A 24,480-nucleotide genomic window follows, 5' to 3' on the forward strand; every position below is an offset into this window, starting at 1 on the left:
GATTATCGAAAAAATGGCTATGATGACCACCAATCATCACCATTTCCGATGAATTCGATATGACGCCGGACCAATTGCTGACCTTCGCGACGGTGGCCGAACTGGGCAACATCAGCCATGCCGCCGAGGCATTGCACCTGTCGCAGCCGGCGGTCTCCGGGCAGTTGCGCTTATTGCAGGAATCGTTCGGCGAGCCGCTGTACCGCCGCGATGGACGCGGCATACGGCTGACCGCCGTGGGCGAGCAAGTCGCGGCGTACGCGAACAAGTTGCGACAGGACTACCGGCAAGCGCTGGCGTTGCGCGACAGCCTGCGCGGGCTGGAAACAGGGGCCTTGCGCATCGGCGCGAGTACCACGCCTGCCAGTTACCTGCTGCCGTATGTCATCGCGGAATTCCACCAGCGCTACCCCGCCGTCGCGCTGCATATCGTCGACGGCAACACGAGCGAAATCGTCGCGCAGCTCGACAGTCTGGATGTTGCCTTTATCGAAGGCGCGGTGCCGCCCGGCCTGTCACCGGAAATTGCCGTGCGTCCGTGGCGCGACGACGAAGTCGTGGCCATCGCGCGGTCCGACCACCCGCTCGCGCAGTTGCCCGGCGGTGCCTCGTTGCAAAGCATCGCGGAGTATCCGCTGATTCTGCGCGAACCGGGCTCCGGCGTGCGGGCGCTGGTGGCGCGCGCCTTCTCTGTTTCTGGGCTGGAACCCCGTGTCGCACTGGAACTGGCTGGGGTCGAAAGTATCAAGGAAGCGGTGCGTGCGGGCATGGGGATCGGCTTCGTCTCCGCGATGTCGATGCGTCATGAAGATGGCGCGTTGACCTCGGTTCGCATCGATCCGCCGCATGGCCTCAAGCGGCTGCTTACGGCACTGGTGCCGCACGCGGACGCGCTCAGCCGTCCGACCGAGCGCTTTCTCGCACAATGCTTTGCGGCAGACGCCGCCAGTCCGGCAGCCTCACGGTGAGAGGCGGCAGCGACCCCATCGTACGCTGCACGCCCCGCAGCCAGCTGACCGGACCGGCGCGTCGCCTGTCCCGTCCTCCAACGAGACTTACTTGAAATCCCACGCCATCTGCTCGGCCACGGAGGTGGCCGCCGACGAGCGCACGCAAACATCGAGGTAATCGGTCACGGGCGGCGGCGGCGAGGTGCCTTCGCCGAGCAAGCGATGGTTGTCGAACACGTAATCGAGCGAGGCAAACGCGCCATAACGACGCAATGCCTTCGCCATCAACCGGCCGTTGCCATTGCCGAGCTGGCGCGAGAGCGCGGGTGTCAACCGTTCGATCTCTGCGTCGCCGATATGCCGGAAACGCTCGCCCAGCGGCGCCACACCGCGCGCTCGGGCAAGGGCCGCTTCGATCTCGCGAATCGTGCGCGTCGACGACTGCCCTGCCGACACGTGATACAGGTCGTGGCGCAGGCGAGGCAGAAACGCCAGATCGATCAGCGCATCGGCGCAAAAATCGACCGGCACCACGTCGAGCCGGTCATCGAGACCGCACGTGAACGCGCCCAGCAACTGCACCATACGGAACATCCAGAAGATGCTGCCCGACGGCTCGCAGCCGAGTTTGGTATGCCCCACGACAATCGACGGGCGCGCAACCACCAGCGGCAGCCCGGGCCATTCGCGCCGCAGCCGCGCCTCCGCCTCGGCCTTCGACGCCGTGTACGGCACCAGTTGATGATCGGCACGCGCCAGATCGTGCGACTCCTTGACCACGCCTGACATCGCATCGCCGCAGGCCATCGCGGTGCCCACATACACAAAGCGCTCGAGCACCGGCGAAGCGGCCACGGCGCGCGCGAGCGCCAGCGTGCCCGCGACGTTCACGGTATCGAGTTGCGGGTGTGCCGAGAACGAGGCAATGGCCCCCGCGTGGATCACGTGGGTCACGCGGCGCATGCGATGGTCGTCGTCGAACGAGATCGGTTGCGCGAGATCGCCGCACACGATGTTCGCTTCGGTGAGCGAGAGCCGGTGCACCGGGGCGACGCGAAACCGGTCCATCGCGGCGCGCACTCGTGCAAGACCGTCAGAGCTTGTGCGCGCACGCACCAGCAGCAACAGCGACGGACCGAAGCCGTCTTTAAGAAGTTGGGCGACGACGGCGCCGCCCACAAAACCGGTACTGCCGGTGACGAGAATTCGCATGGCTATTGCCTCTCAATGCTAGGGCTTGTTCACCCTAAAAGGCAGGAACGCCGTACCAACGATCAGAACGTGTAATCGAGCGTGGTGGCGACCTGATAGTTGGTCTTGTTGAACACGATGGGACTCTTCGATGCGTTACCTGTGTAGCGAATCAGGCCGCCGGCAACCGTAGTGCTCCAGTGCTTGTTGAATTTGTGCGTCCAGTTCGCCGTCAGGCTCACGCCGTACAGGCCACCGCCGACGGCATACTGCCGATACCCGGAATTCAGGCTCTGATTGGCCGTCACGCCGAAATACGTCTGCGCATACTTGCCGCTGGCAAAGTGCGCCGTGGCACTCACGCCGACCGAGTCTTCGGCCGTCTTGAACAGCACGCTGTCCACCGCAAAGCGATAGACATTGCCGCGATCGCGGTTCGAGAGCGGAATATCGGTGGCCACGCTCACGACGGCCAGATCGCCGATGGCATAACCGGCTTGCAGCGTGGTGAACACCGAGCCCTTGATGTCGCCCATGCCGCGCAGCTTGTCCGAACCCGAATCGAGCCCCTTCTTCTGGTCCTTCCGGCCGCCGTCGTACGACAGCGCCGCCGACACGAAGAAGCCTGCCGGCAGCGACAGCCGGTAACCGATGCCGCTCAGTCCGACGAACACGCCATACGGGGTTTGCAGCGCCAGATTCAGCGCGGGCGTCACGCGGTACTCATTACTCCCCATGTAGCGCGGCGAATAACCGACACCGCCACCCACCGTGAACTCGTAACCGCTTTCCGGGGCCTGCGTGGGCAGGCTCGCGTCGGGCTGGATGCCGCTGTAGCGGCCCGGGTCGACGGCGAACGCCTGCGGGGCGACACCGGCGAACACGACGCCAGCGGCGCTCAGTGCAGCAACGCGGGGAAACAGGCGGAGGTGGCGGAGGGGGCGGTTTTTCATGGGACTCCTACAAATTATTGGAAGATTGCAGCCGGTGAACGTGGTGAAGCGAGACGAATCAAGACGAACGGACTGCAAGGTGAACGCATGGTAGGCGCGAACCGGCCGCGTGACTGTTATTCGATTTAGGAGAGTTGTGAACAAATGTTTTCAATTGTTCGCAGGTTTGAAACGCCCGCCGGGCGGGGCTTCCGGGCAGTAGAATGCGCTTCACGGGAGTGCCGCCCAACATTGCGGCACAGCACAACAGGAAAGGAATACGGCCATGTACCGTGTCTTGCTCGTCGAGGACGATGCGCGGCTTGCCGCACTCGTCACCGAATATCTGCACGCTTATCGATTTGAAGTCACGGTGGTGGCCAACGGCGCGCGGGCGCTGGAGCGCTTTCGCGCCTTCTCGCCCGACGTCGTCATCCTTGATCTGATGCTGCCCGGCATGGACGGCATGGAGGTCTGCCGGCAGCTTCGCGCCGTCAGCGCCACACCCATCCTCATCCTGACGGCCCGCGAAGACACCTACGATCAGGTCGCCGGGCTGGAAGTCGGCGCCGACGATTACGTCGTCAAGCCGGTCGAGCCACGGCTGCTGCTGGCACGCCTGCGGGCGCTATTGCGCCGCGCAACGCCGCTTGCCGAGATCGAGGAACCCACCGAAGACGGTCTCGCGTTCGGCCAGTTGCGCATCGTGCCGCGCGACCGCATGGTGTTCTGGCGCGGTTTGCCGGTGGAATTGAAATCGAACGAATTCAGCCTGCTGCTGATTCTGGCGAAGGGTGCCGGGCGCGTGGTGACCCGCGACGAAATCCTGCAACAGCTGCGCGGCATCGAATTCGACGGCATCGACCGCACGGTGGACGTGGGCATTTACCGGCTGCGCAAACGCTTCGAAGATACCGATGGCGAGCCGCAGCGCATCAAGACCGTCTGGGGCCGGGGCTACCTTTTCAGCCCTTCGGCTTGGGAGAGTTGATTCATGTTTCGCATTCTTTTGAAGCTGTACGCGCTGGTCGCACTCGCCGTGGTCGCGGCCATTCTGCTGATCAACAACACGTTCGGCTTTTTCTTCTACGACATCCTGAACCGTTCCGCGCAGAAACAATTGGGCGCCTATGTCTGGCTCATCAACCAGTCGCTCGAAAAGCTGCCGGAATCCGAGTGGCCGGCGTTCATTGCGACGTTCGAATCTCACGGCAACGACAAGATCGACATCAAGCCGCTCAAGGGCCTGCCGCTTCCGTTCGAATATGCCCGTAAAGATCTCGAAGCCGGGCTCGTCGTCGCCAATGGCATCGACGGCGATCACTACGCCGTGCGCCTGCGCAACTCCGACTGGGTGCTCACCTCGGCGACCGGCACTGACCTGAATCTGCGCCAGATCAACTACCTCGCCTACACGCTGGTCGCACTGCTGATCCTGCTCGCCGTCCTCACATGGTCGCGCTGGTACTGGACCGACGTGCAGTCGCTCAACCGCGCGGCGCTGCGTTTCGGCGAAGGCGATTTCAGTTCGCGCGCCCGTGTCTCCCGCTTCTCGAATCTGGCCGCCCTCGTGCGCGTGTTCAACACGATGGCCGATCGCATCGAACGCTCGATCACCACGCAGAAAGACATGATCAATGCCGTGTCGCACGAACTGCGCACGCCGATTGCGCGACTCGACTTCGGGCTGGAAATTCTGCAACAGCGCCGCCACGACGCCGATGCGGACGATCGTATCGTCGCGCTCAAGGGCGACATTCGCGAGCTCGACGAGTTGGTGACCGAGCTGCTCTCACTCGCCCGGCTCGATCAGATCACCGCACCGCCCACCCGTCACAGCGTGTCGCTGCGATTGATGTTCGACAGCCTCGCCGCCAATTGCACCGAGGTGCTGGCGTCGCGCTCGATTGCGCTTGATATCGCGGCAGAACCCGGTGCCGACTGCGTCGAAGTCGAACCCAAGCTGCTCGCCCGCGCCGTGCAGAATCTGCTCAACAACGCCATGCGGCATACCTCCCGGCGTATCGTGTGCGGTGCGAAAACCTGCGACGACGGCGGTGTGATGATCTATGTCGACGACGACGGTGAAGGCGTACCCGCCGAAGACCGCGCGCGCATTTTCGAACCGTTTCACCGTCTCGACAGCAGCCGCAATCGCGCCACTGGCGGCTTTGGACTGGGGCTCGCCATCGTGCGGCGTATCGCACTGCTGCACGGCGGCAAGGTCGGCGTGGAGACCTCGCCACTCGGTGGCGCACGCTTCACCATCACCCTGCCCGGCCCGAACACCATCTGAGCCACAAGCATTGCGGGACCTCTTTCGGATGACGATCGATTGTCATGTTGGCGACATGTTGGCCGCTTAACCTGACGGCTCAATTGAATCCCAAAGAGGACTCCTGTAATGAAACCCAACCTCCGCATCGCGGCGGCCGGGTGCTGCCTGGCTTTCGCCAGCAGCCTGCCCATGCCCGCCTTGGCCCAGTCAAACGTTCAGCTCTACGGGCTGATCGACTCGGGTGTCGAATTCCTCACCAACGCCGACAAGAACGCCGCTGGCAACACCGTCAGCCTCTCCCGCGTCACCTCGGGCAACCTCGCCGGTTCGCGCTGGGGCCTGAAGGGCTCTGAAGACCTCGGTGGCGGCAATAAGGCATTTTTCCTGCTCGAAAACGGCTTCAACCTCGGCAACGGCACGTCCCTTCAGGGCGGTCGCGAGTTTGGCCGGCTGGCTTATGTCGGTTTGTCGAACAGCGCCTTTGGCGCGGTCTCGATCGGCCGTCAGGGCGGCGTGTTCCTTGACTGGGTGAGCAAGTTCAACCCGCTCAACAACGCCGTGTACGCCATCAAGATGCAGGACACCGCGTTCTCCGATCGTCTGGACAACAGCCTGCGCTACACGGGCAAGTTCGGCGCCTTCGAAGCGATGGTGCAGTACTCGAAGGGCTATGACGACGTGAGCTTCGGTGCGTCCAGCACCACGCCGGGCGACAACCGCCGCGCGCAAGTGATCGACGCCGGCCTGCGCTACGCCAACGGCCCGCTGTCGTTCGTGATCGCGTACGACCAGAAGAACGGCGGCTCGGTGCTCCCGAACGCTGCGCTGACCTCGAAGGTCGGTGGTTACGAAGGCAACATCGATCGCCGCATTGCCGCCGCCGTGCAGTACTCGCTGCAAAGCGTCGACCTGTACGTGGGCTACCGCTACCTGAACGCCAAGGCAATCCACCTCTCGGCCCTGAACAAGAGCCCGGTGGAAGCCTCGAGCTACTACTGGCTGGGCACCACGTGGCACGCCACGCCGGCGCTCGACCTGTCGGCCACGGCCATGTACCAGAACTTCTACGGCACGAATCGTGACCCGTTGTCGTTCCAGGTCAGCGCCGACTACAGCCTCTCGAAGCGTACCGACGTGTACGTCAACACGGGCTACGTCGTGAACCGCAACGGCTCCGACCTCGGTCTGAACGGTTTCGGCACCAACGTGGTGGCCGGCAAGAACCAGTTCGGTACGATGGCCGGCGTCAAGCACGTGTTCTGATGAAGCGCGACACACGCCCGTCGCACGGCGAGGTGTCGCCGGCAAGCACGGCAAGCAGCGGGGTTCATCTCTCGCTGCGCGCGCTGCACCAGACGTTTGGTGCAGCGCGCGTGCTTGACGGCATCGATCTCGATGTTCCGGCCGGCACCACGACCGCCTTGCTCGGCCCGTCCGGCTGCGGCAAGAGCACGCTGCTCAAACTGCTCGCGGGGCTGCTCGCGCCCACCGGCGGCGAAATCCGCTTTGACGACACTGTCGTCGCCAGCGACACCGTTTGCCATTCGCCCGAATTGCGCTCGCTCGGCATGGTCTTTCAGGACTATGCGCTGTGGCCGCACATGACCGTGGCGGCCAACGTGGCGTTTCCGCTCGAAATGCGCGGCGTAAAACGCGCCGAGCGCGCTGAGCGTGTGGAAGAAGCGCTGACGCTGGTCGGCCTCGCCGGTTACGGCACGCGCCGGCCACAAGCGCTTTCCGGTGGTCAACAACAGCGTGTCGCACTGGCGCGCGCCATCGTCTCGGCCCCTCGCCTGCTGCTCTTCGACGAACCGCTATCCAACCTCGATCGCGATCTCCGCACGCGCCTGTGCACCGACATCGGTGCCCTGCTCTCGCGTCTGGGCACCACGGCTGTGTACGTGACCCACGACCGCGAAGAAGCCGAAGCGCTGGCCGATCAGATTGTGATCCTCGCCCACGGGCGCGTTGACAAACGTATTACGAGGTAGCCCATAATGCTCCACCGCAAAATTATCGCGACACTCACCATGGCCTTTGCTGCAAGTGTCGGCGCACAACACGCCCATGCGCTGACCGTCTACACCGCCGGCCCCGGCAACCTGAGCAAGAAGCTTGCGACGGGTTTCGAGAAAAAGACCGGCATCAAAGTCGATGTATTTCAGGCCACTACCGGCAAGGTGATGGCACGTATCGAAGCCGAACAGGCCAACCCGCGTGCCGACGTCCTCATCTCCGCCTCGTGGGACACCGCGCAAGACCTCGAAAAGCGCGGCTGGCTTGCCCCGTTCCAGAGCGCCAACGCCGCCCGTGTGCCGGCCCCGTTCAAGACCACGCATTACGTCGCGCAGGGCCTCTCGGCGCTCGGTATCGTGTGGAATGCGAAGTCGGGCACGCCCGAGCCGCACGACTGGCGCGATCTGACCAAGCCGGCGTATCGCAACCTCGTGACCATGCCTGACCCGGCCCTCTCGGGCGCCTCGGCCGACTTGTTGCTCGGTCTGCAAGCGCGTCTGGGCGGCGAAGCGTGGAAGCTCTTCGACGATCTGAAGCAAAACGGTATGGTGGTGTCGGGCCCGAACGCGCAGGCGCTGAACCCGGTGCTGCAAGGCGCGAAGGCGGCCGTGTTCGGTGCGGTCGATTACGTGGCTTATGCGGCAGCGGCAGGCGGTGAGGCCGTGAAGGTGATCTTCCCGACGAGCGGCACGGTGATCGCACCGCGTCCGATGATGATTCTGAACACGTCGAAGCTGCAAAGCGAAGCGCGTCAGTTCATCGACTACGTGCTCTCCGACGAAGGTCAGCAACTGGTGGCTGAAGCGTGGCTGATTCCGGCACGTGAAGACATTGCCATCAAGCGCGCCTCGTTCAAGGATCTGCGTTTGCTGCCGCAAGGCGACGCACAGTCGTCGAGCGCCTCGCGCGCGGAAGTGCTGGCCCGTTTCGCAAAACTCAACGGCCAACACTGACCCCACGTGAAATCGTTCCGACTTCTCCCGACGGCGACGGTCGCAGCCCTCGCCGTCGTGGTGGCATTGCCGGTCGCGTTCGTGCTGTTGCAGGCCATCTTCCCGCATCTCGCACAGGGCTCGTTCGCCGCGCCCTTCTCCGCCGTCTGGCCGACCCTCGCGCATGACAGCACGTTGCCGCTCATCGGCAACACGTTGCAGCTCGGGGTGTCGGTCGCCCTCGGCACAGCGCTCGTGGGCGGCGCCCTCGGCGCAGTGCGCGGGTTGTTCCATGTGCCGTATGCGCGGGTGTGGGATCTGTGTTTCCTGCTGCCGTTTCTGGTGCCGCCGTATCTCGCGGCGCTGGGCTGGATGCTGCTGTTGCAAACCGGCGGTTACGCGCAGCAACTCACCGGGCTCGATGCCGGACGCTTCCTCTTTTCGCTGCCGGGCCTCGTCTTCGTGATGACGCTCAACATCTTCCCGGTCGTGTACTTCGCCGTGTCTCGCTCGCTGGCCACCACGGGCTCGCGACTGGCCGACGTGGCACGCGTGCATGGCGCGTCGGCATGGCGGGCGTTTGCGCGTGTGACGCTGCCGCTGGCGCTGCCCGCGTTTGCCGCCAGTCTGTTGCTCGCGTTCACGATGGCGATCGAAGAATTCGGCGCCCCCGCCGCCTTGGGGGCACGCGCCGGGTTCTCGGTGCTGGTCACGTCCATCGAAGGCCGCTTTGCCGACTGGCCCATCGACCTGCCGGGTGCATCGATTCTGTCGGTGGTGCTCGCGACGCTGGCCTTGCTGGCGTTCGTGTTCCAGCACCGGTTGTCGGCAGGCAAGGACTTCGAGACGCAAACCGGCAAGCCAATCGCTTCACCGCCGCGTGCGTTGGGGCGCTGGCAACTGCCGGTCATCGCGGGGTTCGGTTTTGTGGCGCTGCTGGCCACCGTCGCGCCGCTGTTCTCGATTCTCGCGACCGCCTTCTCGGGCACGCTCTCGGGCGGGCTGTCGATGGCGAACCTGACGACGGCGCACTTCGCCGCACTGCTGGGTCAAGGGGCTGAAGGTGTCGAAGCGCTGCTGACCAGCTTGTCGCTGGCACTGGGCACGTCGCTCGTCACCGGCGTGCTGGGCTTCCTGTGTGCGTGGTGTGTGGTGAAGTCAAACATGCGCGGTCGTGTGCTGATCGATGGCTTGTCGCTGTTGCCGCATGCGCTGCCGGGCATTGTCGTCGGCGTGGGCCTGATCCTCGCGTGGAACCTGCCGTTCTGGCCGGTCACGCCGTACAACACGTGGGGAATTCTGCTGCTCTCGTACAGTTGCCTGTTGCTGCCGTATCCGGTGCGTTACACGAGCGCCGCGTTGCGTCAGACGGCGGCCTCGCTGGAAGCGGCGGCACGCGTGCACGGAGCGCCTGCCGGTGTGGCCCTGCGCCGCATTACGTTGCCGTTGGTGATGCCCGCACTCGCGGCGTCGCTGATGATCGTGTTTGCGATTGCGTCGCGCGAATTGGTCACGTCGTTGCTGCTTGCGCCGAGCGGCGTGCAGACGGTGTCGATCTTCGTGTGGCGACAGTTCGAGCAGGGCTCGATCGGTCAGGGCATGGCGATGGGTGTGGTGTCGATGGCCGTCAGTGGCACGTTACTCATGCTCGCATCGCGCCTGACCGGCAAACCGGCCAACGCCTGACGTTGATCACCTTGATGTCTTGATGCACGAGGGCGCAGCCATCTGACTGCGCCCTCGCTTTTTCCCTTCCTGAAACGTCAGGCCGCGACAGCTTCACGCTGCACGTCGACCTCGTCATCCACCGAGCTGAGCATCAGGTGCTCGAACGCGCCCAGCGATGCCTTCGCGCCCTCGCCTACCGCAATGACAATCTGCTTGAACGGCACCGTCGTCACATCGCCCGCCGCGAACACGCCCGGAATCGACGTGGCACCCTTCGCATCGACTTCGATCTCGCCGTGACGCGACAGGGCCAGCGTGCCCTTGAGCCATTCGGTATTCGGCACCAGACCGATCTGCACGAACACGCCTTCCAGTGCCACGGTCGTCGTTTCGCCCGAGGCACGGTCGCGATACACCAGACCGTTCACCTTCTGGCCGTCGCCGACGATTTCCGTCGTTTGCGCATTCATCAACACGCGCACATTCGGCAGACTGCGCAGCTTGCGCTGAAGCACTTCGTCAGCGCGCAGTTGCGTGCCGTATTCGATCAGCGTGACTTCCTTGACCACACCGGCCAGATCGATCGCCGCTTCCACACCGGAGTTGCCGCCACCCACCACGGCCACACGCTTGCCCTTGAACAACGGGCCGTCGCAGTGCGGGCAGTACGCCACGCCGCGATTGCGGTAGTCGCGCTCGCCCGGCACGCCGATTTCGCGCCAGCGCGCACCGGTGGCCAGCACGATCGAACGGGCCTTGAGCACCGCACCGCTCGCGAGACGCACTTCGTGAATCTTGCCCGGCACCAGCGCGTCGGCGCGTTGCGTATCGATCACGTCGACGTCATACGCCTTCACATGTTGTTCGAGCGCGGCGGCAAACTTCGGGCCTTCCGTGTGCGTGACCGAAATGAAGTTCTCGATCGCCATCGTGTCGAGCACCTGACCGCCGAAGCGCTCGGCCACGACGCCCGTCGTGATGCCTTTACGCGCCGCGTAGATCGCGGCCGCCGCACCCGCCGGGCCGCCGCCGACGATCAGCATGTCGTAGACCGGCTTGTTTTCAAGCGCTTTTGCTGCCCGTGCACTCGCACCGGTATCGAGCTTGGCGAGCAGTTCCTTCACGCTGGTACGGCCTTGCGTGAACGACTCGCCGTTGAGATACACCGTCGGCACGGCCATCACCTGACGCGCTTCGACTTCGCCCTGAAACAGCGCGCCGTCGATGGTCACCTGCTGAATCCGCGGGTTGATGAGCGCCATGACGTTCAGTGCCTGCACGACTTCCGGGCAGTTCTGGCACGACAGCGAGATATAGGTTTCGAAACGGAAATCGCCGTCGAGGGCGCGAATCTGTTCGACGGTGTCGTCGTCGAGCTTGACCGGGTGGCCGCCCACTTGCAGCAGCGCCAGTACCAGCGACGTGAATTCGTGCCCCATCGGCAAACCCGCAAAACGGATACGCGGTGCCTCGCCCGGCGCCCCGATGGCGAACGAAGGACGACGCTCGCCTGCGTCATCGCGTGCCACGACGGTGATGCGCGTCGAGAGCGGCGCGATCTCTTCGACCAGCGCCTTCATCTCGGCCGCCTTGGGGCTGTCGTCGAGCCACAGCGCGATCTCGATCGGGCGCGTGACTTTCTGGAGGTACGTTTGCAACTGGGCTTTGAGGTTCGCGTCCAACATGGCGTGTCATCCGTCTCGATAGGGTGAACAGGGGCAACCGCATCAGCCGGAGGCTGGCGATGGCGTCGTCGTTATTCGGGGGAGGTGCCGGCACACCCGGTTCAGGGGGGACAGGTGCGCCGGCGGGGCGCCGCGCCGTGACAGACGCGGCGTTTGCTGCGGTAAAACTTAGATCTTGCCGATCAGGTCGAGCGACGGGCTCAGCGTTTCAGCGCCCGGCGTCCACTTGGCGGGGCAAACTTCGCCCGGGTGAGCGGCCACGTACTGGGCAGCCTGCACCTTGCGCAGCAGTTCGCTGGCGTCGCGGCCAATGCCGTTGTCGTGGATTTCGCACAGCTTGATCTCGCCTTCCGGGTTGATCACGAACGTGCCGCGCAGGGCCAGACCTTCTTCTTCGATCAGCACGTCGAAGTTGCGCGAGATCGCGAGCGTCGGGTCGCCGATCATCGGGTACTGGATCTTCTGGATCGTGTCCGACGTGTCGTGCCAGGCCTTGTGCGTGAAGTGGGTATCGGTCGACACGCTGTAGATCTCGACGCCCAGCTTCTTGAATTCTTCGTAATGGTCAGCCAGATCACCCAGCTCGGTCGGGCACACGAAGGTGAAGTCGGCCGGGTAAAACACCACAACCGACCACTTGCCCTTCAGGGTGTCTTCGGTCACGGTGGTGAAATCGCCATTGTGGTAAGCGGTGGCTTTGAACGGCTTGATCTGGGTGTTGATGATCGGCATGTCGTTGTCTCTCTGACTGGGTGGAAAGCGTTGCCAGTATGCCGAATGCTATCGATCAATAGAAATTGATTATTGAAATCTATGAAATAGGCGGAGGCTATCGCGCTCGATAGCCTCCGCCCGTGTGCTTCGAAATAGCAGCCTTTCGGCGATCAATCCTTCGGATAGCGGACAGCGCGCACCTTGCCGCTCATGCCGCCGCCGCAGAAGAAGCGATCGGTCCCGTTGTATTCCAGACCGCTGACGCCGATGCCATCCGGCATCACCACGCGCGCCAGCACTTCGCCGCTGACCGGGTCCACGTGGCGCAGTTCGCTCTCGTCGTTTTCCCATGTACCGTGCCAGAGCTCGTCATTCGCCCATGTAATGCCGGTGACGAAGCGGTCCGACTCGATGGTGCGCAGTACGCGTCCGGTAGCCGGGTCGAGTTGCAGGATCTTGCGGTCGCGGTACTGGCCGACCCACAGATGGCCCTCCGCCCATGTCAGGCCCGAGCTGCTTCCGCTGTCTGGCGCCGGAATCGTGTGCACGACTTTGCCCGTCGCGGGGTCGATCTTGTCGATGCGCGATTCGGCGATCTGATAAAGGTGTTTGCCGTCGAACGCGGTGCCGGCGTCGCCCGGCATATCGAGTGTGCGGCGCACTTCCCCGTTCGCCGGGTCGAATGCGACCAGATGCGGGCCGGTCGATGCCCAGACGGACTGTCCGTCGTAGGTCACGCCGTTGATGCGGTCGGCGCCATTGAAGGGGCCGTATTCACAGAGGATATCGGCCGCGCTCACGGTAGTGGCAGCGGTCCGGGCGCGTTGTTGGGGTTGGCTCGTCATGGTGGACTCCAGTTGTCGGTTCGTCGATTCGTCAGTGCATCGGTTCATCGGATCACTTGCCCGGGCCCGGGGGTGCGACTTCACTTTAGCTAAACGACCACGCAGCAGGGAGTAACAATATCGTCGTGAATTCAGTGAGCGGCGGCGATATCCAGCGTCGCGCTCTGGCTTGCCCGACGGCGCGCACCCGCCCCTCGTCGTGCAATGCCGAGAGTGCGCGCTGGACGGTACGCTGATTGACGCCGAGCGCGAGGGCAATCGCCGACGTGGACCACGCCGCGCCATCGGTGAGCAACGCGATCACCGACGCGTATTCGCCGTCGATGGGAGGCACGAGCACGGCAACCGGTCGGTCGTCGACGCTTCGCAGCACGAAGCCGCGCGGGGTCGCGTCAATCGTCGCCACGCCTTTGAGCAGCGCGCGCAGACGGCCGATTTCCACGCGTAGACGGGCACGGTGGGTTTCGTCGATATCCTCAGGCCGACGCAGCCCAAAGGCTTCCGCAATGAGGGTTTCGCGGGTCACGTCAGTTGGCCACGCCTGCGCCAGACGCCGGATCAGCGCGAAGAGCACCGGACGCCGCGCCAGTGGCCGCCACGTGTTTCCCGCACTCACGCCGCGTCTGCATGCATCGACCACCAGCGCACCAGACTTGAGCAAGCGGGCGACGTCGTCCAGACCCAGTACCTGCTCAGCGTCCGGATGCCAGAGACGCGCGACAGGCCGTGCCAGCACCGTGCGCACTTGCTCGACTTCGGCGCTCAGCGCGGGCACGTTCGCGATGTCAGCAGCTGCCTGTGCGCGTGCCAGTGCGGCGTGCGCCTCGTCGATGCGCAGCGAGCGCAGGGCGAATTCGGTGGCAATGAGTTCGAAGACCGCGACAAGGCGCGCGGGCGCGTCATGCGCCTTGATCTCGTACAGCGCTTGGGCGGCGGCGTCGAGCCGGCCGAGCAGCAGCAGACGACGCGCCATGACCAGTCGGGCGAGCATCGCGTTGGCGGCATCGGTATGCGTGTCGAGCGTGACAGCGGCGGCTTGCACGGCGCGAAGCGAACCGCTGAAATCTCGTGTGGCGAGGGCGATCTCGGCGTCGGCGACGATGCAGCGTGCGCGTGCCATGGCCTCATGCACGCCGAAGCGACGCGCGGCGCGTTTGAGCAACTCGCGGGCGCGCGGGTACTCGCCAAGCTGTGCCATGGCGATACCGCGCAGCGCGAGCGCAGGCGGGTCGTCTCGCAGCGCAATGCGCTGCAAGGCACCCAACGGGTCACCGGCGGCCAATGCCCGGGCGGAGGCAGCGATCAGGGAGTCCATCGCGCGATATTACCTTGCGACCGAGCGCGCCCGGCGAGTTGTTATCGGCGAATTAGAATATGACTTTCCACGGAGACGGCCATGACTTCAGCATTGCTTGTGATCGATTATCAACGCGGTCTGATCGACGACGAACCGCGCCCGGGCGACGCTGAACGAACCACGGAAAACATCAACGCGCTGATGACGAACGCCCGTCATGCGGGTGTGCCCGTGGTACTGGTTCAGCATGAGGACAACAAGACGTTGGTCAGGGATTCGTCGCCGTGGGAACTGGCGCGTGCATTGGACGCCGGCGCAGGCGATTTCCGCATCGGGAAACGTACGCCGGATTCTTTTCTGGGAACGGAACTTCAGCCGCTGCTCGCATCACTTGGCGTGACGCATGTCGTCGTGTGCGGCTATGCGAGTGAGTTCTGCGTGGACACCACTGTGCGGCGCGCTGCCGCGCTGGGCTACCCCGTGACCATTGCGGCCGACGCGCACACCACGCACGACAAACCGCATGCCACTGCCGCGCAGATTCGCGAACATCACAATGCCACGCTGTCGGATATCAGGAGCTTCGGCCCAAGAATTTCCGCCACCCCCGTGGCACTGCTGGATTTCAACGCGTTGAACTGATCGCCCTCAATACCCGCTGAGCACCGCAAAAGCGAGCGCCCCACCCGACAGGATCAGCAACACGAAGAACAGCGGCAGGATGAACTTCAGCCACTGGCCGAAGCCGACGCGCGCCGTCGCCAAGTAGGCCAGCAACATCCCCGACGTCGGCGTAATCATGTTGGTCAGCCCGCCGCCCAGCAGGAATGCCAGCACCGACGTCTGCGGACTCACGCCGGAGAGTTGTGCAATCGGTCCGATGATCGGCATGCTCACCGCCGCCTTACCCGAGACTGACGGAATGAACACGTCCAGCGCCATCTGCACGCCCATCAGACCATTGGCCACAGCGACCGCCGACTGCCCGCGCACCCGCTGCGTGAAGTCGTTGATCAGCGTATCGAGCACATAGCTGCCATGCAGAATGATCTCGACAGAAGCAGCGAGTCCGATCAGCAGCCCCGCGAGCATCATGCCCTTGAGCCCTTCGACGAACGCATCCGCCGCCGTGCGCGAATCGAGCCGCCCCACGACCGCCGTCACGAGACTCGTCAGCACATAAAACGCCGACAGTTCCAGATTGCCCCACTTCAATTCACGCGTGCCATACACCAGCATCGCCGCCGCCACGGCCAGCACGAGCAGCGTGGCCTTGTGACGCGTCGAGAGCCGCGCATGCAAATGGGCCACTTCCTGCATATGCGCCCGCGCCTCGGCGAGCCGATAGTCGCTGCGATACACATGCCAGAGGAAGTACGCGATGCCCAGCGTGAGAAAGACGACGAAGATGCCAACTCGCAAGCCAAGCCCGGAGAACAGCGGCAAGCCGACCAGCGGTTGCGCGACAGCCAACGCAAGCGGGTTAGTCACCGACGCGATGTAGCCGATCTTGGCGGCAATGGCCACCAGCGCTACGGCAAACAGATTCGAGAGCCCCAGACGGCGCGTGAGCACCATCACCATCGGAATGACCACGAGGTATTCCGAGATGAACCCGAGCAACGTGCTGCCCAACGCAATCAACACCATCAGCAACGGTGCCAGCACGTACATGTTGCCCGAGGTCAGTTGCAACAGACGATCGATACCGGCATCGATGGCCCCCGTCTTGCGCATCACGCCGAACATGCCGCCGACAAACATCACCATGAAGATGAGCGGCGCGTTCTTCACCAGCCCCTGCGGCACCGAGAGGAACGCTGACACCACGTTGGCGGGCTGCGCCTGCTCCGGCGTGCTGTGCGTCGCTTTCGGCGCGACGAGCAAACCGACCTCATGCGTCTTGGGCACCACCTGATAGGTGCCCGGCACGACCAGCTTGCCCGCGCGCTCAAAGCGGCCCGCGTCGACCCACCAGGTCAGCGCCACGGCCATGATCAGCACCCACAGCATCATCACCACAGGGTGCAGCATCTTGCCGTGCGGTTTCTCTTCTCGGCCGGCGGCACCGTCGCCGTGATCGCCGCCACGAGCGGTGTCACCCGGGCGCTCCGGCGCGGAAAGTGATGCGGAATGGGAATGCCCGTCGACGGGCGTCGGCGCTAGCGCTGTCATGGAAGTTCTGCCTGTTGTCTCGTTTTGATTTTGAAATGACGTCGCGCCTTGCCGAACGCCTGACTAGCCGAGCTAATCAGGCCTACCGGTCGTCGACTGCGCTACGCCACCCGATTCGCGGGTTGCGCGACGTTCGAGGCGTCGGTATTCGTTGTGCCTGCCGTCGTGCCGACGTACCCCAGTTCTGCCGAAATTTGACGGCTGCACGCTTGCAGACGCTCCAGATAATCGGGAATCTCGATGCGGCTGATACGCGCCTCGGGCCCCGAGATCGACAGCGCCGCCACCACGTCGCCCGACACGTCACGCAGCGGCACGGCAATCGCCACGGCACCGCTCGTCACCTCGCCCGCGCTCATCGCATAGCCCTTGCGCGCCACACCTGCCAACTCCTCGGCAAACGCCACCGGCTCGACGGCGGTCGGCAAATGCTTCATGCGGGCAAAAAACTCGTTGCGGATCGCGTCTTGCGCAAACGCCAGCAACAACTTGCCGGACGCGCCCGAAATAATCGAACGGCGATTGCCCACTGCGCCGACCGAGCGCACTTGATGCGTGGTTTCGCAACGCGCGACGCACACCGTCTCGAGCCCTTCACGCACGCGCAGCACGATCGTCTCGTTGATCGACTGATTGAGCGCGAGCATGTACTTCTGCGCGGCCCGCACGAGAATGTTCTGTTGCGACGCGGCCACCCCGATCACGAACGCTTGCGGGCCGAGCGCATACGTCGTCGTGCGCTCGTCCTGCAACACGAAGCGGTTGTGCTCCAGCGTGCACAGCATGCGATACGTGCGCGACTTGTTGATGCCCAGTCGATTGGACAACTCGGTCACCCCGAGCCCCGGGTGCTCGGCCACCAGCGAGAGCAGCTTGAGGGCGCTGTCGACGGAATCGACGATGTAGTTCATGAGATTTCCTTCGGGCTTAGCTGCGCTCGTACCCAATGGGCCAGCGCAGCAGTGAACGTTTCCAGATTGCGCCCGAGCGTATCAAATCCAGCGTGCTTCACAAAGCGCGCCTCGTCCATGTAAAGCGCCCGGTTGATTTCGATCTGCACGCTGGAGCGGCGCTTCGCCGGGTCGCTCACCGCCGTGAGCAGGTCACCGCCCTGATACGGCGTGTTGACCAGCACGCGATAGCCGAGCCCGCGCAATGCCTCCGCCACCCACGCCGTGAATGCCGGGTCGGCGGTGCTGCCAAGCCGGTCGCTCACGACCATGTCCGGGCGCTGCGCGCCCTCATCCACATTCATCGCATTGCCGCGCGACTTCATCGAGTGACAGTCGACGTGCCACAACGCCCCGTGCTGCGCGACAGCCGCATCCGCCGCGTCGGTGAGGGCACGACGGTACGGCAAGTAGTACGCGTCAAGGCGGTGCTGCACTTCGGCCACCGTCAGCTTGCGGTCGTACATCGGCATGCCCGGCAGCGCATAGCGGCGCAGCAAGCCCATGCCACGCGCCGAGTATTTCTCCGGCGCAATCGCGCCCGGCCACGGCGCGTCGAGCATGTCGGCGTCGATATCGGTCGCCGCACGATTCGCGTCGATGTACGTGCGTGGAAACGTCGCGCCGATCAGCGTGCCGCCATGACGCGGGACACAGGCCCACAGTTCATCGACGAAGGCGTCCCAGCCAGAGAGCAACGCTTCGTGCGGCGCAATCGTGCCGAAGTCAGCCGGCATCTCGATGCCGCTGTGCGGCGAGTCGAACACGATCGGCAACGACTCGCCCTGAGCGCGCGTCACGAAGCATGCCGTGTTGTTTTCTTGCGTCACCATCGAAATTTTTTCCAACGTTCTGATCACCACTTTGCAGCCGGGAATCGTCTGCCTCGACTGCTTCAAAATGCTTTTGTTTTATTTATTAAAACAATGTATTAAAAATTAAGCCTCAAAAAATTTGGCGGGTCAAGCACCCTCGACATCCTTTTTGCCCGGCCGCCGATGCCACCACACACTAAAACCCCGCCAAACATGCCCGCCAGTTGGATGTTTCATTGATTGAAATGGTGCGATCAGTGCACTGACGTGATCCTCAGGTCGTCAATTTTTTCTCCCCCGTTGACGACTTCACGTCCTCGAATTGATAATTTTCAAAACGTCGTTTTAATCATTAAAACATTCGAGCAAATCACTCAAAAATACCCGGAGGGGGGATATGAATCACAAGGCATGGTCAGTCGCACGCATGGCGTTTCTGGGGCTGGGGACGGCCGCACTCAGCGCTTCGGCAGTCGCGCAATCGAACGTCACGCTCTACGGCTTGATCGACAGCGGGGTGACTTACGTCAGCAAGGTGGCAGGCCCGAGCGGCACGACGACCGGCAACCGGTTCAGCGTGGATAGCGGCGATCTCCAGCAATCGCGCTGGGGCATGAAGGGGACGGAGGATCTGGGCGGTGGCCTGAAGGCCTTGTTCATCCTCGAAGGGGGCTTTTCGGTGGCCAACGGCACGGCCGGTCAAGGCGGGCTGCCGCTCGGCCGCACGACGGTCGTCGGCCTGTCGAGCCCCTACGGTACGGTGCAGTTGGGCCGCCGCAAGGATTACATCGATGAAATCGCCACGTGGTATTCGAGCGTCTACAACTTCGGCGTCTTCATCAACGGCGTGCACGACAACAACCTCGACCGGGTCGGCGGCAACCGTTCGAACAACTCGATTCGCTACGATTCACCCGATTTCAATGGCCTGACGGCCAACGCGACCTACGGCTTCGGCGGCACGCCCGGCTCGATGTCGACGGGCCAGTCGCTCGGCTTCGGCGCCAACTACAAGTACGGCGGTTTCGGCATCGGCTTCGGTTACTGGCAGTCGCGTCTGGGCACGGGGACGGCCGCCACCAACACGTCGAGCGACGTGGGCGCCAGCTCAGGCGCCGGCTGCGATCCGGCTTACGGCAATTCGGGTGATGTGTGCATCCGCACGTGGATGGTGGGCACGAGCTACAAGTGGGACAAGGCGCGCGTCTACGCCTCGTGGTCGCGCACGCTGCAACCGCTCGCACGCTTTGGCGGCACGTCGGCACCGTTTGCCACCACGTTCACCAGCGCAGCGAGCACCGGTGCATTTGCCGCCGCAGGCTCGAACAACAGCGCCACCAACGTGTTCGACGTGGGCGTGAACTACTGGGTGCTGCCAAACCTTGAGCTGGTCGGCGCGGTGCTGCACTCGCGTTACTCGTTCGTTGGCGCGCCCGATACGGGCCGTCTGCTCCAGTTCAACATCGGGGTGGACTACTTCCTGTCCAAGCGCACGGACATTTACTCGTACTTCGCCAACCTGCGTGCGTGGAACATGTACAACCCGGGCATCACCGGCGGTGCACCGGGACGCGACGCCACCCAAAGCGCCATGACCATCGGCGTGCGTCACACGTTCTGATCGCAGCAAAGCCATAAGAAACGAAAAAAGCCGCGCCCTGCAACGGGGTGCGGCCCGGATGCCTGCACGAGCGCGAGCGCGTGCGGGCATCGCTTCATTGTCTGCCGTAGTTCGCGCCCTGCCATGCTGAAGGCTCAATGCGACGTCGTCTTCACACCGGGACGGCAACCGCTGCCTTCGCAGGCAGCCGGCGGCGCGCGTGTCTGTGCGACTGGCGCAGGTGCCGCGTCAGCGCGTCCGAAACCGATCTGCTGGAAAACACCGCCACCCAGCTCGAAGCCCGTGGCGTAGTGATAAGCGGCGATCGTCGAGCCCAACGCCACCGAAAGCAACAACAACGTACCCGTACGCCAGTGGCGTCGGACCGTGGAAGCCATGTCTCCTCCCTGTCAGAGGTCGGCCCGCTCGGACGGCGCTCGTCACCAGCGCATGGCGACGTCTCGGCGGGGATCGAGTTCCAGTCACTACTGAGTCTCGTTTTTTCGCGATTCTGCACGCGCCGCCCCCCTTTTGTCATCCCCGGCTATCCCTAAGCCCGAAATTTATATCGTATCGTGATATATTTTTCGGCTTTCGGGCTCACGCCTTATCACGCATTCCTTTGGACCTTTCCGGAACATGTCCCGCGACACTTCTCCCGATGCGACCGACCCTGCCGCGCCGATCACGGCCGATGCCCTGAACAAGAGCGACTTCGAAGCCCTCTCCGAATTTCGCTATCGCCTGCGCCGGTTCCTGAACTTCAGCGAGACCGCTGCGCGCGAGGGCGGCATCACGCCGCAGCAGTATCTGTTGCTGCTGCACGTGAAAGGTATACCGGGACGTGAGTGGGCGTCGATTAGTGAATTAGCGGAGCGACTGCAAGCCGTCCATCACAGCGTGGTGGCGCTGGTGGCGCGCTGCGAGAAGGCCGGGCTCGTGACGCGCCGGCAAAACGAGAGCGACCGGCGCGTGGTGGAAGTTCACCTCTCGCCTGCGGGTGACGCGTGTCTCGCCAAGCTCGCGGCCCAACACCGCAACGAGCTGACCACCTTCGCCGACATCTTCCACATTCGTGGCGTTCACCTGTAATTCACAGTCACCACAGCACCGGCCTCACCATGTCATCCGCATCCGATACGACTTCACCGATGGCCCCGCCGGCCCATGCGCGCGACTTTGCGCGCACGCCCGGGCTGTCACGACTCATTCTGCTGGCCGCGTTCATCGGCTTTTGCGGTGTCCCCGCCGCGTGGTTGTTGCTGCACCTGATTCAGGGCTTCACCAACCTGTTCTTCTATCAGACGCTGTCGTTCGCGCCGACCTCGCCCGCGCACAACACGCTGGGCCTCGCCGTCATCGCATTGCCGGTCATCGGCGGGCTGATCGTCGGTGCGATGGCGCGCTTCGGCAGCGATAAGATTCGGGGTCACGGGATTCCGGAAGCCATCGAGGCGATCCTCTTCGGCAAGAGCAAGATGTCGCCGCGCGTCGCCGTACTCAAGCCGCTGTCCTCAGGCATCGTGATCGGCAGCGGCGGACCGTTCGGGGCCGAGGGGCCGATCATCATGACCGGTGGTGCCATCGGCTCGCTGATCGCGCAGGTCTTTCACCTGAGCGCCGCCGAGCGCAAGACACTGCTCGTCGCCGGGGCGGCCGCCGGCATGACCGCGGTCTTCGGCACCCCAGTTGCCGCCGTGCTGCTCGCGGTGGAGTTGCTGTTGTTCGAATGGCGCCCCCGCAGCCTGCTGCCCGTCATCGTGGCGTGTGCGGTCGCCGGATTTGCGCGGCCGCTGATGCTTGAGGCCGGGCCGCTGTTCCCGATGACGACACCGCCCGTCGTGCCGATCGCGTTGGTGTCATGCGTCATCGCGGGCGGGTGCGCCGGGGTGTTGTCGGCTGGCATGTCGCGCGCGCTCTACGCGATCGAAGATGCGTTTCACAAACTGCCGGTGCACTGGATGTGGTGGCCAGCGATTGGCGGCCTCGCGGTGGGCATCGGCGGCTATTTGCAGCCGCGCGCGCTCGGCGTGGGTTACGACGTCATCGCCGACTTGCTCGCCGGTCACTTCACGATGCACGCGGCGCTCGCGCTGTTGCTGGTCAAGGCGATCATCTGGGCGATTGCGCTGGGTTCGTGCACGTCGGGCGGCGTCCTCGCCCCGCTGCTGATGATCGGTGCAGGGCTCGGCACGTTGCTCGCGCCGGTACTGCCGGGGGGCGACGTGTCGCTTTGGGCGCTCATCTGCATGGCGGCCACGCTGGCCGGTGTGCTCGGTGCGCCGCTCACCGCCATCGTCTTTGCCCTCGGTCTGACACACGACGTCAACGCGTTGTTGCCGCTACTCCTCACCTGCGGCGTGGCGTACGGCGTGACGATCTGGATCATGCCGCGCTCGATCATGACGGAGAAGATCGCGCGGCGCGGGCGGCATATTCATCGCGAGTACGGTGTCGACCCACTTGAGCGGCTGCACGTCGGTGAGCTGATGACGCGCGAGCCGGTTGCCCTGACGGCGGACATGACGATCGACGCCGCTGCCACACAAGCGTTCGGCGCGGGGCAACGTCATCGGGCCTATCCCGTGATCGATGCGGCGCACGCCGTGCTGGGCATGGTGGATCGTCAGGCACTCACACGGGCACAGGCTGCCGGCCTGCAAACGCTGGCGCAGTTGTATGGCGTGAATCCGCCGCTGGTCGCGCTGCCGGGCGAGACCGGACGCATCCTCTCGGCACGCTTTGCCGCTCACGGCCTTGAGCGTCTGCCGGTTGTCGCCGATGCCACCTCGCGCCGTCTCATCGGCATCATCAGCCGCAGCGATCTGGTCAAGCCTGCCGAGCACTGGCGCGCCGAAGAGCAGGTGCGCGAGCGCATGCTTCATCTCGGACGTAAGCACAACTGAAGCCTGCCAATTCAGCGTCCCATAAAAAACGCGGCGCACAAGGCGCCGCGTCAACACTGCTACTACGGTCAATCGGTTGTCAGTGCATCGCCGCCGACTTGTGCGCCTGAGCGGCGTCGTCGGACGACAGTTGATCGCCACGTGCACGCTCCCACGCATTCTTAGCGAGCAAGGCGATGGTCGCAATCACTGCCGGAATCGCCAGCAGCGAGAACGTTGCCGAGAAGCCCAGATGGCGGCGCATCAATTCCGCGCCGAGCAACGCACCGGCAATGCCGCCAAAGCGGCCGATCCCGAGCATCCACGCCACGCCGGTGGCACGGCCGTGCGTCGGGTAGAACATCGCGGCGAGCGACGGCATCGACGACTGCGCACCGTTCATCGCGGTGCCTGCGAGGAAGATCAGCGTGACGAGCATGCCGATGTCGCCCATCGCCTGCCCTACGGCGTAGACCAGTACGGCCGTCAGCGCGTAGCCGACCGCCACCACTTTCTGCGCATTGAACTTGTCCATCAGCCAGCCCGACAGAATCGTGCCGACGCCACCACCCAGCGGGAACAACGCGGTAATCAATGCGGCACGTTGCACGGTGAAGCCAGCATCCTTGAACAGAATCGGCATCCAGCTCGTGAGCAGGTAGAAGATCACGAGTCCCATGAAGTACGTCAGCCACAGCATCACCGAGCCGAAACCGTATTGCTTCGAGAGCACCACGCCGATGGGGGAACCCGCACGCTTCGGTGCGGCCTCGTTGACGGTAAACGTCGTCACGTCATCCATCGACTCCCCGGCAATGCGCGACAGAATGCGACGCACGCGCTCGACCGGCTTCTGATGCACAACGAGATACTTCACCGACTCGGGCAGCAGGAAGATCAGCAACACCGAGAGCAACAGCGGCAGCACGCCGCCAAGCACCAGCACGCTGTGCCAGCCGAACGTCGGAATCAGCCACGAGGCGACAAACCCGCCGACCGATGCGCCCAGCGGAAACCCGCAGAACATCGTGTTGACGATCACGGCGCGGCGCGCTTCGGGCGCAAACTCCGAGATCAGCGTCACGGCATTGGGCATGGCTGCGCCAAGGCCGAGCCCGGTGAGAAAGCGCAGTACCGTCAGCGTCGTCAGATCCTGCGCGAAGGCGGTCGCCAAACTGGCCACGCCGAAGAACACAACCGACAGCACGAGCATCGTCTTGCGACCGACGCGGTCGGCGAGCGGGCCGGCAAAGATCGCACCGCCAGCGAGGCCAAACAGCGCCGCCGAGAGCACCGGGCCGAGCGAGCCCTTGTCGATATGCCATTCCTGCACGAGGGCGGGCGCGATGTAGCCGATGGCTGCGGTGTCGAAACCGTCGATGGCGACGATGAAGAAACACAAGATCAGCACCAGCCACTGAAAGCCGGAAAACCGTTGTGCGTTGATATAGGCGGGCACATCCACCGTGCGCGTCTGGGTCATGAAGCTGTCTCCTCGGAGCTTTGCCGCTCCGTATGTCGTCGTTCTGAAACCGGGTTACGTCCCT

At 63.9% G+C, this 24,480-nt stretch carries 22 protein-coding genes; 11 read left to right on the plus strand and 11 right to left on the minus strand.

All coding sequences use genetic code 11. The features are described 5' to 3' along the window. The first annotated feature begins 59 nt into the window (after nucleotides 1–59). Nucleotides 60–968 (plus strand): LysR family transcriptional regulator, encoded by a 909-nt coding sequence (locus AT302_RS20445; protein WP_058375590.1) that lies wholly within the window; start codon nucleotides 60–62, stop codon nucleotides 966–968. A gap of 87 nt (nucleotides 969–1,055) precedes the next feature. Here the strand turns inward: AT302_RS20445 and AT302_RS20450 are convergent, their stop codons facing one another. Then, complete coding sequence (locus tag AT302_RS20450) at nucleotides 1,056–2,162, minus strand: SDR family oxidoreductase (protein ID WP_058375591.1); 1,107 nt, start codon at nucleotides 2,160–2,162, stop codon at nucleotides 1,056–1,058. Between the two features lie 62 nt (nucleotides 2,163–2,224). Further along, nucleotides 2,225–3,094 carry a MipA/OmpV family protein gene (locus AT302_RS20455; RefSeq protein ID WP_058375592.1) on the minus strand — a complete coding sequence of 290 codons (870 nt, stop codon included), beginning with the start codon at nucleotides 3,092–3,094 and terminating at the stop codon, nucleotides 2,225–2,227. 265 nt (nucleotides 3,095–3,359) lie between these two features. Here AT302_RS20455 and AT302_RS20460 point away from each other — a divergent pair, with 265 nt between their 5' ends. The 6 genes from AT302_RS20460 to AT302_RS20485 all read left to right on the plus strand — a co-directional run bounded on the left by AT302_RS20460 (nucleotide 3,360) and on the right by AT302_RS20485 (nucleotide 9,985). Next, nucleotides 3,360–4,064, plus strand: a complete 705-nt coding sequence (locus tag AT302_RS20460; protein ID WP_058375593.1) for a response regulator transcription factor — start codon at nucleotides 3,360–3,362, stop codon at nucleotides 4,062–4,064. A gap of 3 nt (nucleotides 4,065–4,067) precedes the next feature. Continuing rightward, nucleotides 4,068–5,369, plus strand: coding sequence for an ATP-binding protein (locus AT302_RS20465; RefSeq protein ID WP_064674982.1), 1,302 nt, complete (start codon nucleotides 4,068–4,070; stop codon nucleotides 5,367–5,369). Nucleotides 5,370–5,477: 108 nt separating this feature from the next. After that, nucleotides 5,478–6,614 carry a porin gene (locus AT302_RS20470; RefSeq protein ID WP_058375594.1) on the plus strand — a complete coding sequence of 379 codons (1,137 nt, stop codon included), beginning with the start codon at nucleotides 5,478–5,480 and terminating at the stop codon, nucleotides 6,612–6,614. Continuing rightward, complete coding sequence (locus tag AT302_RS20475) at nucleotides 6,614–7,342, plus strand: ABC transporter ATP-binding protein (protein ID WP_058375595.1); 729 nt, start codon at nucleotides 6,614–6,616, stop codon at nucleotides 7,340–7,342. The genes AT302_RS20470 and AT302_RS20475 overlap by 1 nt, the downstream gene beginning before the upstream one ends. Before the next feature lie 39 nt (nucleotides 7,343–7,381). Continuing rightward, nucleotides 7,382–8,320, plus strand: a complete 939-nt coding sequence (locus AT302_RS20480) for an ABC transporter substrate-binding protein (RefSeq protein WP_237171978.1) — start codon at nucleotides 7,382–7,384, stop codon at nucleotides 8,318–8,320. A 6-nt stretch (nucleotides 8,321–8,326) separates the two neighbouring features. Further along, nucleotides 8,327–9,985 (plus strand): ABC transporter permease, encoded by a 1,659-nt coding sequence (locus AT302_RS20485; RefSeq protein ID WP_058375597.1) that lies wholly within the window; start codon nucleotides 8,327–8,329, stop codon nucleotides 9,983–9,985. A 77-nt stretch (nucleotides 9,986–10,062) separates the two neighbouring features. Here AT302_RS20485 and ahpF read toward each other — a convergent pair whose 3' ends face one another. The 4 genes from ahpF to AT302_RS20505 form a co-directional block, all read right to left on the minus strand. Continuing rightward, complete coding sequence (ahpF, locus tag AT302_RS20490; RefSeq protein WP_058375598.1) at nucleotides 10,063–11,652, minus strand: alkyl hydroperoxide reductase subunit F; 1,590 nt, start codon at nucleotides 11,650–11,652, stop codon at nucleotides 10,063–10,065. A 168-nt stretch (nucleotides 11,653–11,820) separates the two neighbouring features. Next, nucleotides 11,821–12,384 carry an alkyl hydroperoxide reductase subunit C gene (gene ahpC, locus AT302_RS20495; RefSeq protein ID WP_058375599.1) on the minus strand — a complete coding sequence of 188 codons (564 nt, stop codon included), beginning with the start codon at nucleotides 12,382–12,384 and terminating at the stop codon, nucleotides 11,821–11,823. Between the two features lie 152 nt (nucleotides 12,385–12,536). After that, complete coding sequence (locus AT302_RS20500) at nucleotides 12,537–13,211, minus strand: Vgb family protein (RefSeq protein ID WP_058375600.1); 675 nt, start codon at nucleotides 13,209–13,211, stop codon at nucleotides 12,537–12,539. 85 nt (nucleotides 13,212–13,296) lie between these two features. Further along, complete coding sequence (locus AT302_RS20505; RefSeq protein ID WP_058375601.1) at nucleotides 13,297–14,526, minus strand: hypothetical protein; 1,230 nt, start codon at nucleotides 14,524–14,526, stop codon at nucleotides 13,297–13,299. An 81-nt stretch (nucleotides 14,527–14,607) separates the two neighbouring features. On the opposite strand from AT302_RS20505, the gene AT302_RS20510 reads away from it, so the two are divergent. Beyond that, complete coding sequence (locus tag AT302_RS20510; RefSeq protein WP_058375602.1) at nucleotides 14,608–15,150, plus strand: cysteine hydrolase family protein; 543 nt, start codon at nucleotides 14,608–14,610, stop codon at nucleotides 15,148–15,150. 6 nt (nucleotides 15,151–15,156) lie between these two features. Here the strand turns inward: AT302_RS20510 and AT302_RS20515 are convergent, their stop codons facing one another. The 3 genes from AT302_RS20515 to AT302_RS20525 all read right to left on the minus strand — a co-directional run bounded on the left by AT302_RS20515 (nucleotide 15,157) and on the right by AT302_RS20525 (nucleotide 18,466). Next, a complete protein-coding gene (locus AT302_RS20515) occupies nucleotides 15,157–16,683 on the minus strand; it encodes a YfcC family protein (protein WP_058375603.1) in 1,527 nt (508 codons plus the stop codon). 101 nt (nucleotides 16,684–16,784) lie between these two features. Then, entirely contained in the window at nucleotides 16,785–17,594 is an 810-nt protein-coding gene (locus AT302_RS20520) for an IclR family transcriptional regulator (protein WP_084656362.1), read from the minus strand. Beyond that, nucleotides 17,591–18,466, minus strand: coding sequence for an N-formylglutamate amidohydrolase (locus AT302_RS20525; protein WP_058375604.1), 876 nt, complete (start codon nucleotides 18,464–18,466; stop codon nucleotides 17,591–17,593). Before AT302_RS20525 ends, AT302_RS20520 begins: the two co-directional genes overlap by 4 nt. A gap of 379 nt (nucleotides 18,467–18,845) precedes the next feature. Between AT302_RS20525 and AT302_RS20530 the strand changes: the two genes are divergently transcribed. Then, the gene (locus tag AT302_RS20530; protein ID WP_058375605.1) at nucleotides 18,846–20,069 is read left to right on the plus strand and encodes a porin; all 1,224 of its coding nucleotides are present in this window, start codon (nucleotides 18,846–18,848) and stop codon (nucleotides 20,067–20,069) included. A 134-nt stretch (nucleotides 20,070–20,203) separates the two neighbouring features. Here the strand turns inward: AT302_RS20530 and AT302_RS20535 are convergent, their stop codons facing one another. Next, on the minus strand, nucleotides 20,204–20,446 hold the full coding sequence (locus tag AT302_RS20535; RefSeq protein WP_058375606.1) for a hypothetical protein: 243 nt from the start codon (nucleotides 20,444–20,446) through the stop codon (nucleotides 20,204–20,206). A gap of 241 nt (nucleotides 20,447–20,687) precedes the next feature. Between AT302_RS20535 and AT302_RS20540 the strand changes: the two genes are divergently transcribed. Together AT302_RS20540 and AT302_RS20545 are read left to right on the plus strand one after the other, a co-directional pair. Beyond that, a complete protein-coding gene (locus AT302_RS20540; RefSeq protein ID WP_058375607.1) occupies nucleotides 20,688–21,140 on the plus strand; it encodes a MarR family winged helix-turn-helix transcriptional regulator in 453 nt (150 codons plus the stop codon). A 59-nt stretch (nucleotides 21,141–21,199) separates the two neighbouring features. After that, a complete protein-coding gene (locus AT302_RS20545) occupies nucleotides 21,200–22,954 on the plus strand; it encodes a chloride channel protein (protein WP_058375608.1) in 1,755 nt (584 codons plus the stop codon). Between the two features lie 79 nt (nucleotides 22,955–23,033). Here AT302_RS20545 and AT302_RS20550 read toward each other — a convergent pair whose 3' ends face one another. Further along, entirely contained in the window at nucleotides 23,034–24,416 is a 1,383-nt protein-coding gene (locus AT302_RS20550) for an MFS transporter (RefSeq protein WP_058375609.1), read from the minus strand. Nucleotides 24,417–24,480: the final 64 nt, after the last annotated feature.

It is taken from the genome of Pandoraea norimbergensis (genome assembly GCF_001465545.3).
Classification (GTDB): domain Bacteria; phylum Pseudomonadota; class Gammaproteobacteria; order Burkholderiales; family Burkholderiaceae; genus Pandoraea; species Pandoraea norimbergensis.

Excerpts from the sequence above, each read along its gene's own strand:
- AT302_RS20525 (WP_058375604.1), bottom strand. The coding sequence starts at position 18,466 with ATGGTGACGCAAGAAAACAACACGGCATGCTTCGTGACGCGCGCTCAG.
- ahpF (WP_058375598.1), bottom strand. The coding sequence starts at position 11,652 with ATGTTGGACGCGAACCTCAAAGCCCAGTTGCAAACGTACCTCCAGAAA.
- AT302_RS20475 (WP_058375595.1), top strand. The coding sequence starts at position 6,614 with ATGAAGCGCGACACACGCCCGTCGCACGGCGAGGTGTCGCCGGCAAGC.
- AT302_RS20460 (WP_058375593.1), top strand. The coding sequence starts at position 3,360 with ATGTACCGTGTCTTGCTCGTCGAGGACGATGCGCGGCTTGCCGCACTC.
- AT302_RS20500 (WP_058375600.1), bottom strand. The coding sequence starts at position 13,211 with ATGACGAGCCAACCCCAACAACGCGCCCGGACCGCTGCCACTACCGTG.
- AT302_RS20505 (WP_058375601.1), bottom strand. The coding sequence starts at position 14,526 with ATGGACTCCCTGATCGCTGCCTCCGCCCGGGCATTGGCCGCCGGTGAC.
- AT302_RS20540 (WP_058375607.1), top strand. The coding sequence starts at position 20,688 with ATGTCCCGCGACACTTCTCCCGATGCGACCGACCCTGCCGCGCCGATC.
- AT302_RS20535 (WP_058375606.1), bottom strand. The coding sequence starts at position 20,446 with ATGGCTTCCACGGTCCGACGCCACTGGCGTACGGGTACGTTGTTGTTG.
- ahpC (WP_058375599.1), bottom strand. The coding sequence starts at position 12,384 with ATGCCGATCATCAACACCCAGATCAAGCCGTTCAAAGCCACCGCTTAC.
- AT302_RS20545 (WP_058375608.1), top strand. The coding sequence starts at position 21,200 with ATGGCCCCGCCGGCCCATGCGCGCGACTTTGCGCGCACGCCCGGGCTG.
- AT302_RS20510 (WP_058375602.1), top strand. The coding sequence starts at position 14,608 with ATGACTTCAGCATTGCTTGTGATCGATTATCAACGCGGTCTGATCGAC.
- AT302_RS20530 (WP_058375605.1), top strand. The coding sequence starts at position 18,846 with ATGAATCACAAGGCATGGTCAGTCGCACGCATGGCGTTTCTGGGGCTG.
- AT302_RS20550 (WP_058375609.1), bottom strand. The coding sequence starts at position 24,416 with ATGACCCAGACGCGCACGGTGGATGTGCCCGCCTATATCAACGCACAA.
- AT302_RS20515 (WP_058375603.1), bottom strand. The coding sequence starts at position 16,683 with ATGACAGCGCTAGCGCCGACGCCCGTCGACGGGCATTCCCATTCCGCA.
- AT302_RS20465 (WP_064674982.1), top strand. The coding sequence starts at position 4,068 with ATGTTTCGCATTCTTTTGAAGCTGTACGCGCTGGTCGCACTCGCCGTG.
- AT302_RS20480 (WP_237171978.1), top strand. The coding sequence starts at position 7,382 with ATGGCCTTTGCTGCAAGTGTCGGCGCACAACACGCCCATGCGCTGACC.
- AT302_RS20520 (WP_084656362.1), bottom strand. The coding sequence starts at position 17,594 with ATGAACTACATCGTCGATTCCGTCGACAGCGCCCTCAAGCTGCTCTCG.
- AT302_RS20445 (WP_058375590.1), top strand. The coding sequence starts at position 60 with ATGACGCCGGACCAATTGCTGACCTTCGCGACGGTGGCCGAACTGGGC.
- AT302_RS20450 (WP_058375591.1), bottom strand. The coding sequence starts at position 2,162 with ATGCGAATTCTCGTCACCGGCAGTACCGGTTTTGTGGGCGGCGCCGTC.
- AT302_RS20470 (WP_058375594.1), top strand. The coding sequence starts at position 5,478 with ATGAAACCCAACCTCCGCATCGCGGCGGCCGGGTGCTGCCTGGCTTTC.
- AT302_RS20455 (WP_058375592.1), bottom strand. The coding sequence starts at position 3,094 with ATGAAAAACCGCCCCCTCCGCCACCTCCGCCTGTTTCCCCGCGTTGCT.